At 70.0% G+C, this 12,010-nt stretch carries 11 protein-coding genes; 8 read left to right on the top strand and 3 right to left on the bottom strand.

What is annotated here, in order from left to right; translation table 11 throughout:
- Positions 1-330: 330 nt before the first annotated feature.
- From ABZX61_RS30405 to ABZX61_RS30415, 3 genes are all read left to right on the top strand, one after another.
- The gene (locus ABZX61_RS30405) at positions 331-1,278 is read left to right on the top strand and encodes a sensor histidine kinase (protein WP_355199580.1); all 948 of its coding nucleotides are present in this window, start codon (positions 331-333) and stop codon (positions 1,276-1,278) included.
- On the top strand, positions 1,265-1,927 hold the full coding sequence (locus ABZX61_RS30410) for a response regulator transcription factor (protein ID WP_355199581.1): 663 nt from the start codon (positions 1,265-1,267) through the stop codon (positions 1,925-1,927). The genes ABZX61_RS30405 and ABZX61_RS30410 overlap by 14 nt, the downstream gene beginning before the upstream one ends.
- 133 nt (positions 1,928-2,060) lie before the next feature.
- On the top strand, positions 2,061-2,792 hold the full coding sequence (locus tag ABZX61_RS30415; protein ID WP_355199582.1) for a 4'-phosphopantetheinyl transferase superfamily protein: 732 nt from the start codon (positions 2,061-2,063) through the stop codon (positions 2,790-2,792).
- 228 nt (positions 2,793-3,020) lie between these two features.
- On the opposite strand, the gene ABZX61_RS30420 is transcribed toward ABZX61_RS30415, so the two are convergent.
- Together ABZX61_RS30420 and ABZX61_RS30425 are read right to left on the bottom strand one after the other, a co-directional pair.
- A complete protein-coding gene (locus tag ABZX61_RS30420; RefSeq protein ID WP_355199583.1) occupies positions 3,021-3,872 on the bottom strand; it encodes an ABC transporter permease in 852 nt (283 codons plus the stop codon).
- On the bottom strand, positions 3,869-4,714 hold the full coding sequence (locus tag ABZX61_RS30425) for an ABC transporter ATP-binding protein (protein ID WP_350728278.1): 846 nt from the start codon (positions 4,712-4,714) through the stop codon (positions 3,869-3,871). Before ABZX61_RS30425 ends, ABZX61_RS30420 begins: the two co-directional genes overlap by 4 nt.
- Positions 4,715-4,875: 161 nt before the next feature.
- On the opposite strand from ABZX61_RS30425, the gene ABZX61_RS30430 reads away from it, so the two are divergent.
- The 5 genes from ABZX61_RS30430 (at position 4,876) to ABZX61_RS30450 (ending at position 10,972) form a co-directional block, all read left to right on the top strand.
- On the top strand, positions 4,876-5,592 hold the full coding sequence (locus tag ABZX61_RS30430; protein ID WP_355199584.1) for an ABC transporter ATP-binding protein: 717 nt from the start codon (positions 4,876-4,878) through the stop codon (positions 5,590-5,592).
- On the top strand, positions 5,589-6,311 hold the full coding sequence (locus ABZX61_RS30435) for an ABC transporter permease (protein WP_350728280.1): 723 nt from the start codon (positions 5,589-5,591) through the stop codon (positions 6,309-6,311). The genes ABZX61_RS30430 and ABZX61_RS30435 overlap by 4 nt, the downstream gene beginning before the upstream one ends.
- Positions 6,308-7,609 (top strand): sensor histidine kinase, encoded by a 1,302-nt coding sequence (locus ABZX61_RS30440; protein WP_355199585.1) that lies wholly within the window; start codon positions 6,308-6,310, stop codon positions 7,607-7,609. The genes ABZX61_RS30435 and ABZX61_RS30440 overlap by 4 nt, the downstream gene beginning before the upstream one ends.
- 3 nt (positions 7,610-7,612) lie before the next feature.
- A complete protein-coding gene (locus ABZX61_RS30445) occupies positions 7,613-8,248 on the top strand; it encodes a response regulator transcription factor (protein WP_185067987.1) in 636 nt (211 codons plus the stop codon).
- Between the two features lie 219 nt (positions 8,249-8,467).
- Positions 8,468-10,972, top strand: coding sequence for a PEP/pyruvate-binding domain-containing protein (locus ABZX61_RS30450; protein WP_355199586.1), 2,505 nt, complete (start codon positions 8,468-8,470; stop codon positions 10,970-10,972).
- Positions 10,973-11,034: 62 nt separating this feature from the next.
- On the opposite strand, the gene ABZX61_RS30455 is transcribed toward ABZX61_RS30450, so the two are convergent.
- Positions 11,035-12,009, bottom strand: a complete 975-nt coding sequence (locus tag ABZX61_RS30455; protein WP_355199587.1) for a methyltransferase — start codon at positions 12,007-12,009, stop codon at positions 11,035-11,037.
- Position 12,010 lies beyond the last annotated feature (1 nt).

The raw sequence follows: 12,010 nt of genomic DNA on the forward strand, positions 1-12,010 counted from the left end.
TAGGGCACCCTAAGTCACGAAATATTGACATTCCTACGTCGCAGGCGTTCCCACTGGTCACAGGGCTCGCGGGCCCGGAGCGCAGCCCGCGGCGCATCGGGGCCTATGTTCATACAGTTGCCTACTCATCAGTGTTGACCCAAGATGTAAGCATTCGTGCATTTCCAAGGGGACATGGTGGGAGAAATTGCGCAAAGGGGCGAGCATGATGCCACGGGGACGGCGAATCTTATCGAGGAGTGTCGAGCCGACATACTGAGCAGGTACGAGCAGGGACTGGCCTCGATCGGCAGCGTACTGATCAGGGATCAGCACACGAAAGCCCAGGTCATGGCTAACGCGGGCGAGATCCTGACGGAGATGGCCGGCACGCTGCGAGCAGGCCGCTTGCTCGACGACGAGACGTCCCGTTTCCTGTCCTGGGACATCGGCGTGTCCAGAGCGTCCGCCGGTATCCACCCGAGAGAGTCCCTCCTAGCCGCGTCGGTCTTCTTCCGCGCCGCATTCACTACTCTTAGTCACCGACTTCAGGACGACACCCAGGCGGCCAGGCTGCTCAGGCTTGTGGTGACGGCTCTGGAACAGAGCATCTCCCTGCGGATCAGAGAGGCATCAAGCAGCTACACCGGGTTCTTGCTGAACCAGGTGACCGAGGCGCAGATGGCCGAGCGCCGCCGGATCGCCAGGGAGTTACACGACCGCATCGGCCACAGCCTCAGCGTCGCCCAGCGCCAGCTGGAGCTGTCGAACCTCTACCGGCCGTCCGAGCCGGCCAAGGCGCTGGCCAAGCTGGAAATGGCGCAGCAGGCCATCCAGGAGACGATGTGCAGCCTGCGCCAGGTGACCTCCGACCTCCACCCTCCCGACGGGAGGACCCTAGAGAAGGGACTGCTCGGCTACCTGGACGTGATCGGGACCGACGACGTACAGGTCGAGCTCGTCGTCAACGGCGACCAGAGCTGGGCGCCCCCGATCGTCAGCGAGGAGTGCCTGCTCATCCTGCGCGAAGCGGCCCGCAACGCGCTCACCCACGGAGACCCTTCGACCATCTTCATCAGGATCGACGTCGCGCCGCACGAGCTGATCGCCTCCGTGATCGACGACGGCTGCGGCTTCGACCCGAGCCAGCAGGCGCCCAAGGGCAGCCTGGGCCTGTCCTCCATCCGGGAACGCACCCAGCTGCTCGGCGGCACGGTCAACATCGTGAGCGAACCCGGCAAGGGGGCAAGGGTCGACCTCGCGGTGCCCATCCAGAGGCGACCCGATGATCAGGAGTGAGCAACCGACCACAGTGGCCATCGTGGACGACCACGCGCTCTTCCGCGAGGGCCTCAGGGAGATCCTGGAGTCTCAGGAGGGGCTGGTCGTGGTGGGCGAGGCCGGCACCTCCAGCGGCGCGCTCAAGATGGTGGCCGACAAGAAGCCGGACATTCTCCTGCTCGACGTGGAGATCCCCGGCGACTCCGCCACCGACACCGTGACCCGCCTGCGCATCCAGTCACCGAACACGCAGATCATCATCCTGAGCATGTACGACGGACCGCAGCTGCTGCACCGGCTCCTGGCCGCCGGCATCCGCGGATACCTGCTGAAGAGCGTCCACTGGCACGAGCTGGTGTCGGCCATCCGCAGCGTGCACGACGAGCCGGAACGGGTCGTGCTCGCCGTCTCCCGCGAGAGCCTCGCCCAGATGGAGAGCACACCGTCCGAGGTGCTGACGAGCAAGGAGCGGGAGGTCCTCGAGCTGGCCGCACAGGCGCTCAGCAATCGGCAGATCGCCGCCCGCATCAACACCACGGAAGCCACGGTGAAGCGCCACCTGCGCAACATCTTCGTCAAGCTCGGGGCCGCCTCGCGCATCGACGCCGTCAACCGGGCGATCGACGCCTCACTGATCACACCATCACGGACACGATCCGACAATTAACCCTAAATCGCCATATATCTGTATAAATCAGACCCCCTTCCCGGGGTAGGTTCACCCCGCAACCGTCTCCGGAGAGCCCGAGAAGAAGCGCCCGAACATTTTCTTCCGCGAAGGCCCTGCCTAGCGTGGAATTGTGAACACCAATGCATTCATCGGGAGCATCCTCCCGCCGTGGGTGGTGGCGGTCGACACGTTCGACGACCACGACGCGGTGCTCTTCCCTGCGGAAGAAGAGGTGATCAGCCGATCGGTGGAGAGCCGGCGCAAGGAGTTCGCCACGGCACGCATGTGCGCCAGGACCGCAATGGGGCTGCTCGGCCTGCCCGAGCAGCCCATCCTGCCGGGCGTGCGCGGTGAACCTCAGTGGCCGACGGGCTTCGTGGGCAGCATCACCCACTGCGCCGGTTACCGCGGCGCCGTCCTCAGCCCCGGCACCGACACCATCACGATCGGCATCGACGCCGAGCCCAACCAGCCGCTGTCGTACGGCGTCCTGGAAGCGGTCTCCCTGGCTGAGGAGCGCAAGTCGCTGAGCGCGCTCGCCGCCGACTACCCGGACGTCGCCTGGGACCGCCTGCTGTTCTCGGCGAAGGAGTCGGTCTACAAGGCCTGGTTCCCGCTGGCGAAGCGGTGGCTCGACTTCGAGGACGCGATCCTCACCTTCAACCCGGTGCAGGGCACGTTCTCCGCCCGGCTCCTGGTGACCGGGCCGCACGTGGAGGGCCGGCAGCTGATGGGCTTCTCCGGCACGTGGAAGGCCCAGGACGGCCTCATCGTCACCGCCATCGTCAAGGCCTCCGGCCCCGCCACCCGCCGCCACCGCGCGGCGCACAGGCGCCCCGCCGCCCAGCCCGCCAAGGCCTGACCCGGCCGGACGGCGCGGCCCACTCCTGCCGCGCCCGATTCCCTATCTCCGGCCGGGTACCGGGCGCGTCGCGCGCCCTCCTCTCCCCGCGACCGCGAGGCGCGTGAACGGCCCCCGCCCCGGCGGCGGCGCGTGAGGACCCCACCGACGCGAAAGCCCGGCGCAGAGGCCGGGCATGCGATTGACGGTGGCGTTCAGGCGACCCGCCACCGTCACGAGGATTCGAGGTCAGCTGTCCTTGGCCGTCCAGCGGAACGTCTTCAGGCACAGCAGCAGCGCGCCGACGCACCAGGCGCCGAGCACGAGGGCGGTCATCGGGAGCTGCCACGAGCCGGAGGGCTCCAGCGCCGCCGCGTGTTCCGGCAGGAACACCGAGCGCATGCCCTGGGTGATCCACTTGAGTGGGAACAGCGACGCGAAGAACTGGAGAACGCCCGGCACGTCGGAGAAGGGCATGAAGACGCCGGAGCAGAACTGCACGATGAGGAAGGGCAGCGTGATCACCGCGTTGGCCCCGCGCGTCGACTTCGGCAGGCTGCCGGCCGCGATGCCCAGCAGCGCGCAGGCCGTACCACCCAACAGCAGGACCCAGGTGAACGTCAGCCACCGGTCGAAAGAGGTGGGCACCTGGATGCCGAACAGCAGCGCTCCCACCGTGACCAAGATGGCGACCTCGGCGACCATGCACACCAGGACCTGGATGACCTTCCCGCCGAAATACGCCATCCGTGGCAGCGGCATGCCGTAGAGCCTCTTCAAGGTCCCGTCATGGCGTTCCAGGGCGATGTTGATGCCCAGGTTCTGGAAGGACGTGCCCATCACGCCGGCGCCGATCATGCCGGCCGTGAGGATCTGGGCGCCCGTGATCCCGGCGATGGCCGGCTTGTTGATCTGCATCGCGCCGAGCAGCATCAGCATGATCGCCGGAAGCGAGAAGATGACGATGAACTGGCTCTTGGTGCGGAAGAAGCTTCTGAGCTCCAGCCCGCCGCGCTTGAGCGCCAGGCCCCAGGCGCCGGGCAGGCTCACCGAGCTCGCGGCGGGGATGCGAGTCGTCGGTCTCGACATCGTGGTTGTCACGGCTGGTCTCCGATCAGGCCGAGGTAGATGTCTTCGAGGGTCGGCCGGGTCACGGCCAGCTCCGGGATCTCCCCCTCGAACTGGCGGCCCAGCTCGGCGACGACCTGCGTGGGCGTCGCCGTCTTCACGCTGCGCTCCCCGTCCGGGCCGGCCCAGCTGACGGTGGCCATCGCCTGCGCGCGGCCGGCCAGCGTGGCCGGCTCCCCCAGCGCGACGACCTTGCCCCCCACGATCACTCCCACCCGGTCGGCCAGCGCCTCGGCCTCGTCCAGGTAGTGCGTGGTCAGCAGGATGGTGGTGCCCTCGTCGGCCAGCTGCGAGATCAGGTCCCAGAACTGGCGGCGCGCCACGGGGTCGAAGCCCGTGGTGGGCTCGTCCAGGAAGACCAGCTCGGGATTGCCCACGACGCCGAGCGCCACGTCGACCCTGCGTCGCTGGCCGCCGGAGAGGTGGCGGGTGCGGACGTCGGCCTTGCCAGTGAGCCCGACGAGCTCGATCACGTGGTCGGGGTCGCGCGGGCTCGGGTAGTAGGTGGCGTAGTGGTGCACCATCTCCCGGACGGTCATCTCCGCGGCGTCGGTGGCCGACTGCAGCACGATGCCGAGTCTGGCGCGCCAGGCCCTGCCGGCCTGGCCGGGGTCCTCGCCGAGCACGCTGATGTCGCCGGCGTCGCGGCGGCGGTGCCCTTCGAGGATCTCAACAGTGGTCGTCTTGCCTGCGCCGTTGGGGCCGAGGAGCGCGAACACCTCACCCCTGGCGATGTCCAGGTCGACGCCGTCAATGGCGACCACGTCGCCATATCGCTTGCGCAGCTCACGTACCCGCACCGCTGTATCGCTCATACCCATCAGGGTTGGGGATCGGCTCCGCCACCGACACCCCTATTTAGGGTTTCACCTGGTCAAACGTCTAAGCCGCAGGTCGGACCCCAAATCAAGGAGCTGACCCCCTATCAACCGTTCGGAGGATGTCGGAAGTCGCGGCCACCGATGATTCTGTAAACATGACAGTCATCGAAATCGAGGGCATGAGTAAGAGCTACCGAGGCAAGCAGGTTCTCGAGAGCGTATCCCTGAAGGTGGAAAAGGGCGAGATCTTCGGGATCGCCGGCCCCAACGGCGCGGGCAAGACCACGACCGTGGAGTGCATGGCGGGCCTGCGGCACCGCGACGGCGGTGTGCTGCGCGTGCTGGGCCTCGACCCGCAGACCGACCGGCGCCGGCTCCTTCCGCGCGTTGGCGTCCAGCTGCAGGAGGCGGCCCTGCCGGACGCGCTCAAGGTGGGCGAGGCGCTGAAGATGTATGCCTCCTTCTACGAGAAGCCCGCCGACTGGAGGGCGCTCATGGACGAGTGGGGGCTGACCGAGCGGCAGCGCTCCAGCTTCAGGAGCCTGTCGGGCGGTTGGAAGCAGCGCCTGTTCATCGCGCTGGCCCTGGTCGGCAACCCGGAGGTCGTCTTCCTCGACGAGCTCACCACCGGCCTGGACCCCTCGGCCCGCCGCATGACGTGGGGCCTGGTCCGCGAGATCCGCGACCGCGGGGTGACCGTCGTGCTGGTCACCCACTTCATGGACGAGGCCCAGGCGCTGTGCGACCGCATGGCGATCATCGACCAGGGCCGCGTCATCACCCACGGCACCCCGGGCGAGCTGAAGGCCCAGGGCCGTACCGAATCGCTCGAGGACGCGTACTTCGCTCTTACGGGAGGGCAGGCGGCATGAGAGGCATCACTCAGGTCATCGCGGTCGAGCTCAAGCTGATCGCACGGGACCCCATGTCGGCGTTCTTCGCGCTGGCCTTCCCCGCGATCATGCTCTGGGTCAAGCTGCGCAACGGCGGGTCCCTTCCCAGCGGGCTGTCGCTGGCGGACGCCAACGTGCCCATGCTGACCACGTTCGTCATCGGCATGGCCGCGCTGGTCATCCTGCCGGCCACGGTCGCCCAGTACCGGGAGCGCCTGGTGCTGAAGCGGCTGCGGGCCACGCCGGCCTCGCCCGGCATGCTGTTCGGCGCCCAGTGGGTCGCTCACATGCTGCTGGCCGTGTTCGGCACGGCGCTGCTGGTGGCCATCGGCTTCTTCGTCTACGGCGCGTCGGCCCCCGCCAACGTGGGCGGCGTGGTCGTGGCGTGGCTCCTCGCCGCGCTGAGCCTCAGCGCCATCGGCTTCCTGCTCGGCGCGGTGGTGCCCTCCGGCCGCGGCGCGACCGTGATCGGGCTGAGCCTGTTCTTCCCGATGGTCTTCATCTCCGGCGCCATCATCCCCCGGGAGAGCATGGGCGGTTCGATGCGGGCGATCGGTGACCTGACCCCCATGGCACCCGCCGTCCAGGCCATCCGCGCCGGCTGGGAGGGCAGCGCGATGTCCCCGATCTCGCTGGCCGTCATGCTCGGGATCTGCCTCGTCGCCGGCGGTGTCGCCATCAAGGCCTTCCGGTGGTGAGCAGCGTCGACCGTGAAGGGCCGGGGCCGGTGGTCACCTCCACCGGCCCCGGCCCTTCACGATGGGACCGGGTCTGGCCCTATCTGCCCTACCTGTTCATCCTGCTTCCGGCAGGCTTCTCCCTGCTGCAGAACTGGCGGCCGGACACGCTGGTCCTGGCGCTGTTCGCGATGGCCTGGCACTGGTTCATGGTCGGCGCGCACCCGGAGTGGATCAAGCACCACCTCGTCGCGCTCGTCTACTTCGCCGTCCTGCTCGCCGCCATCGGGGCGCTGGTCAGCATCGACTCGGTGTTCACGGTGGCCGGCCCGGCGGTGTTCATCCAGTCCTTCGCGCTGCTGCCCCGCTGGTGGGCCTACGCCGGGGTGGTCGCGACCGCGGGGGTGCTGGTCTCGATGCGGCCGGAGGCCGGGCGGAGCCCGGCCCAGATGCTCTTCTCGTTCCTGGTGGCCGCGCTGGTCGCCTCCGCGGTCGGCCTGGTCGTCCAGACCATCTCCGACCAGAACGAGAGCCGCAGGGTGATGATCGCGCAGCTCCAGGAGACCGGCGCGAGGCTGGCCGCCCTCGCGGCCGAGAACGCGAACCTGCAGGCCCAGCTGCTGACCAAGGCCCGCGAGGCCGGAGTGGTCGGGGAGCGGCAGCGGCTGGCCAGGGAGATCCACGACACGATCGCGCAGGGTCTGGCCGCCATCGTCACCCAGGTGGAGGCCGCCGAGGAGGCACTCGACGACGTCAAGGCGGCTCGTGCCCGCCTTGACACGGTTCGCATGCTGGCCAGGGACAGCCTGAAGGAGGCCCGCCGGTCGGTGCAGGCCCTGCGCCCCGCGCCGCTGGCCGAGTCGCAGCTGCCGGCCGCGCTCCAGGACGTCTCCGGCAAATGGTCGCAGGCCAGCGGCGTGGCCTCGTCCCTGGAGGTCACGGGCGAGGCCCGGCCGCTGCACGCGGAGGTGGAGATCACCCTGCTGCGGGTGGCGCAGGAGGCGCTGGCGAATGTCGCCAAGCACGCTTCCGCCGGACGAGTTGCCCTCACTCTGTCGTACATGGAAGATGTCGTGGTGCTGGACGTACGCGACGACGGAGCCGGTTTCGCCCCCGAGCCACCGGGCCTGCCGGCCGCGCACGCCTCCGAGGCAGGCGGTTTCGGCCTCCTGTCCATGCGCCAGCGCGTGACCAGGCTGGCGGGCGACTTCCAGATCGAGTCGGCCCCCGGCGAGGGCACCGGCATCTCCGCCGCCGTCCCCGCCATCCCCGCCGAAACGGGCCTCGAGCCATCCGACCGATCCAGAAACGCCGGGTGAGACATGCCGATTCGGCTGATCATCGTGGACGATCATCCGGTCGTCCGCGACGGGCTGCGCGGAATCTTCACCGACGACGAGTTCGAGGTGGTCGGGGAGGCGGGTGACGGGTTCGAGGCGCTGGCCGTGGTGGAGCGCACCAATCCCGACGTCGTGCTCACCGACCTGCGCATGCCGAGGATGAAGGGCGCGGAGCTCATCCGCCGGCTGCGCGAGCAGGCGCCCGACGTCCGCGTGCTCGTGCTGACCACGTTCGACGACGACGTGGACGTGCTGCCGGCCATCGAGGAGGGGGCGACCGGCTACCTGCTCAAGGACACCCCGCGCGCCGAGCTGCGCCGCGCCGTGCAGGCGGCGGCGCGCGGCGAGACCGTGCTGTCCCCTTCCGTGGCCGGCGTGCTGACGCAGAAGCTGCGCGCGCCGCGCCAGCAGCCTCTCAGCCGCCGCGAGCTGGAGGTCCTGTCGCTCATCTCCCGGGGCGCCACCAACCGCGACGTGGCCAAGCGGCTGTTCATCACCGAGGCCACCGTGAAGACGCACCTGCTGCACATCTTCGCCAAGCTCGAGGTCAACGACCGTGCGGCCGCCGTCGCCGCCGCCTACGAGACGGGCCTGCTCAGGCCGGGCGCCGACAGCTGATTAAGGGCGCCTAGGGGTGTGCCGCCCCTCCGGCCGCTTCGTACCGTGGAACAGGCGGCCGTTCCATCTCTACCCGAGGGCACCTTTCCTGCCCCGGACGCGACGAGTCAAGCGGTGTGTCAAATGTGGCCACCGCATTTCCTTTTCCCCTGATGAATTCTTTCGCGTGCCGCCGAATCGGTTCCTGGAGATCGTCCGGAAGGATTTGGAGATGAGCTCATGAACACGCTTGCCCTGGCCGACCCGAGGGCCGAGCTGGAGATCGTCGGCGGCAAGGGGGAGTCCCTGGCGCGCCTGGCCAGGGCTCGGCTGCCCGTGCCGGCGGGTTTCCACGTCACCACCGGCGCCTACCGCGACTTCGTGGCCCGCCATGGTCTGCGCGAGGCGATCCTGTCCGGGGACGCCGAGGAGATCCAGGCGCTGTTCGCCGGGTGCGAGATCCCGCCGGAGATCGCCGAGGACATTCTGGCCTCGTACGCCACGCTGGGCGAGGACGCCGCGGTGGCCGTCCGGTCGTCGGCGACCGCGGAGGACCTGCCGGGGATGTCGTTCGCCGGGCAGCAGGACAGCTATCTCAACATCCGCGGCGCCGAACAGCTCCTGGACGCGGTCAGGCGCTGCTGGGCCTCGCTCTGGACCGACCGGGCGATCGCCTACCGCGACCGCCACGACATCCCGCGGGACCAGGTGGCCATCGCCGTCGTCGTCCAGGAGCTCGTACCCGCCGACGCGGCGGGCGTGCTGTTCACCGAGGACCGGGTCTCCCCCCACGACCGGCTGACCATCAACGCCGCATGGGGTCTGGGCGAGGCGGTCGTCGGCGGCCTCGTCACCCCCGACACGATCACCGTCGACCGCGCCGGCCTCACGGTCGTCGAGGAGCGCATCGCGTCCAAGGCCGTCATGACCGTGCGCACCCCGGACGGCACCCGGGAGGAGCCCGTCCCGCCCGCCAGGCGCGACGAGCCGGTCCTGACCTCGGCGCAGGCGACCCGGCTGGCAGAGCTGGGCCTGGCGATCGAGGAGCTGTACGGCCGCGCGATGGACATCGAGTGGGCCCTGCACGACGGGCGCCCGCACATCCTCCAGGCCAGGCCGATCACCGGCCAGCGCGAGGTGTGGAACGACTCGCTCCAGGGCGACTACCTGTGGACCAACGGCAACCTGGGCGAGGCCATCCCCAGCGTCATGACGCCGTGCACCTGGTCGCTCGTGCAGGCGTTCATCTCCGAGATCATGGTCGTCGGCGACCTCGGCGGCCACCCCATCTGCGGGAACATCGGCGGCCGTGTCTACATGAACATGAGCCTGACCGCCTCACTCGGCAAGGCGCTCGGCATGACCAAGAAGATCAAGGACTCCCAGGAGCCGATCTACGGCAGGCTGCCGGAGGGAGTGGGGACCCCGCTGCTGCCGATGTCGCGCTGGCAGACCCTCAGGGCGGCCAGGCCGATGGCGGGCGGCCGGCGCGAGATCCAGAAGCTCGTAGCGCGGATCCCCGAGTACATAGCAGACGCGCCCCGCCGCACGGAGGAGCTCCGCGCCATGATCGCCGAGAGCGACGACCTGGTCGCGCTCTGGCAGAGCGAGATCGAGCCCAGGTTCGACGAGTGCAACCGCATGCTGGCCGCCGCGGCCCGCCAGGACGCCGGCTCGCTGGTCTACCTCGGCGCCCGGCTGACGAAGCTGGTCGGGGAGGCGGACGCCACCGTGCTGATGTCCGGCATCCAGGCCAGGGACGGCCGGCTGGAGAGCCTCGGCCCGCTGCTCGGGCTGGCCCGGCTCAAGCACGGCGAGATCTCCCGCGAGGAGTACGTCCGCAGGTACGGGCACCGCTGCCCGGACGAGTTCGAGGTCTCGGCCGCCCGGCCGGTGGAGGACCCGGCGTGGATCGACGAGCAGCTCGCCGCCCTCACGGTCGACCCCACCGAGCTGCTCGAACGCCAGGAGGCGGCGAGCACGGCGGCCTGGCGGCGCTTCCGCGAGCGTCACCCGAGGCAGGCCGAGAAGTTCCGCCGCCAGATCGACCGCTGGGAGGCGATCGTCCGCTCCCGTGAGGAGACGCGGTCGGAGATGATGCGCGGCTTCTGGATGGTGCGCGACTTCGTCCTGCGTGCCGGCGAGGTGACCGGGCAGGGCGACGATCTGTTCTTCCTGACGGTCGAGGAGATCCTGGGCGTGCTGCGCGGCTGGAACCGGCCGCTGTCGTACGTCGCCAGGCGGCGGGCCACGTACGAGCTGTACAAGGCGCTGCCGCCGTACCCGGGCATCATCCGCGGCCGGTTCGACCCCGAGCGGTGGGCCGCGGACCCGCACCGGCGCGGCGACGTGTTCGACGCCGAGGACACGGCGGCGCCCCCGTCGCAGACCATCAGCGGCTTCCCCGGCGCGGCCGGCGTGGTCGAGGGGACCGCCCGGGTGCTGGCGTCGGTGGCGGAGGGCGACCGGCTGGGCGAGGGCGAGATCCTCGTGACGACCGTGACGAACGTGGGCTGGACGCTGCTCTTCCCGCGCGCGGCGGCGGTCGTCACCGACGTCGGCGCTCCCCTGTCGCACGCCGCTATCGTCGCCCGTGAGCTGGGGATCCCCGCCGTCGTCGGGACCAGGAACGCCACGATGCTGGTGCGGGACGGCGACCGGATCCGCGTCGACGGCAGCAAGGGCAGCGTCGAGGTGATCGGCGAGTCGGCGCGGGAGCGGGAGGAGGCGCTCGTCCTGAGCTGAGGCCACGCGGAAGGCGCCGGGCTCTTCAGGAGCCCGGCGCCTTCGTGGTGTTCGGCCCGGTTTCAGCGGGTGGCGGTGAGCAGCCGCATCCCGAGCGGCAGGTCGAGCAGCCTGCCGGGGGTCAGGTCGGCCTCCTCCAGGAGCGCGCGGTACTCCGCCTCGGTGCGCTCCCGTCCCCCGGTCATCACCATCATGTGCAGGTCGTACGCGAGCGGCAGGTACGAGTCCTGGCCGACGACGCGTTCGACGACGAGCAGCTCGGCCCCCGGCTCCATCGCCTTGGCGCAGTTGGCCAGCAGGACGGCGCAGCGCTCGTCGTCCCAGTCGTGCAGGATGCGCGAGAGCACGTAGACGTCGCCGCCCTCCGGCACGGCGTCGAACAGGTCGCCGCCGACCAGCTCGCACCTGTCCAGCACGCCCATCCGCGCCAGGTGCGCGGGCGCGGCCTCGACCACGTCCGGCACGTCGAACAGCACGCCGCGCGCCGCGGGGCTGCTCCGCAGGACCGTGGCCAGCAGGGCGCCGGTGCCGCCGGCCAGGTCGACCACCCGGCGCGCGCCGGAGAAGTCGTAGGCGTCGGGGACGCCGCGGAAGAACGAGGCGCCCGCCGCCATTCCCCGGTTGAAGACGGCCGCCTTGCCCGGGTCGCCGGCCAGGTGCGCGAAGACGGGCTCGCCGTGGACGTGCTCGAACGCCGGCTCCCCGGTGCGGACCGCGTGTGCCAGGCCGTCCCAGGCGGAGGCGAAATAGTCCTCGCCGTAGAGGGTGGCCAGCGGGCCCAGCGCGTCGCCGCGCAGCTGCGCCCCCATCGGGGTCAGCCCGTACCTGTTGTCGCCGTCGGCGTCGGCCAGGCCCACACCGGCCAGCAGCCGTAGCAGGCGGTGCAGCGCGTCCGGGTGCGCGCCGACCTCCTCGGCGATCTCCTCGGGGGCCAGGCGCCGCCCGTCGAGCGCGTCCGCGACGCCCAGGCGCACCGCGGCGAAGATCGCCTGCGCCACCCATCCTCCGGTGAGGATGCGCATCAGATCCTGCTCCATC

The organism is Nonomuraea sp. NPDC003709 (genome assembly GCF_040610775.1).
Lineage (GTDB): Bacteria > Actinomycetota > Actinomycetes > Streptosporangiales > Streptosporangiaceae > Nonomuraea > Nonomuraea angiospora_A.

Bases quoted from the DNA above. Each gene is read 5' to 3' on its own strand.
- ABZX61_RS30405 (WP_355199580.1), top strand. From the start codon at position 331: ATGGCTAACGCGGGCGAGATCCTGACGGAGATGGCCGGCACGCTGCGA.
- ABZX61_RS30410 (WP_355199581.1), top strand. From the start codon at position 1,265: ATGATCAGGAGTGAGCAACCGACCACAGTGGCCATCGTGGACGACCAC.
- ABZX61_RS30425 (WP_350728278.1), bottom strand. From the start codon at position 4,714: ATGAGCGATACAGCGGTGCGGGTACGTGAGCTGCGCAAGCGATATGGC.
- ABZX61_RS30430 (WP_355199584.1), top strand. From the start codon at position 4,876: ATGACAGTCATCGAAATCGAGGGCATGAGTAAGAGCTACCGAGGCAAG.
- ABZX61_RS30435 (WP_350728280.1), top strand. From the start codon at position 5,589: ATGAGAGGCATCACTCAGGTCATCGCGGTCGAGCTCAAGCTGATCGCA.
- ABZX61_RS30445 (WP_185067987.1), top strand. From the start codon at position 7,613: ATGCCGATTCGGCTGATCATCGTGGACGATCATCCGGTCGTCCGCGAC.
- ABZX61_RS30450 (WP_355199586.1), top strand. From the start codon at position 8,468: ATGAACACGCTTGCCCTGGCCGACCCGAGGGCCGAGCTGGAGATCGTC.
- ABZX61_RS30455 (WP_355199587.1), bottom strand. From the start codon at position 12,009: ATGGAGCAGGATCTGATGCGCATCCTCACCGGAGGATGGGTGGCGCAG.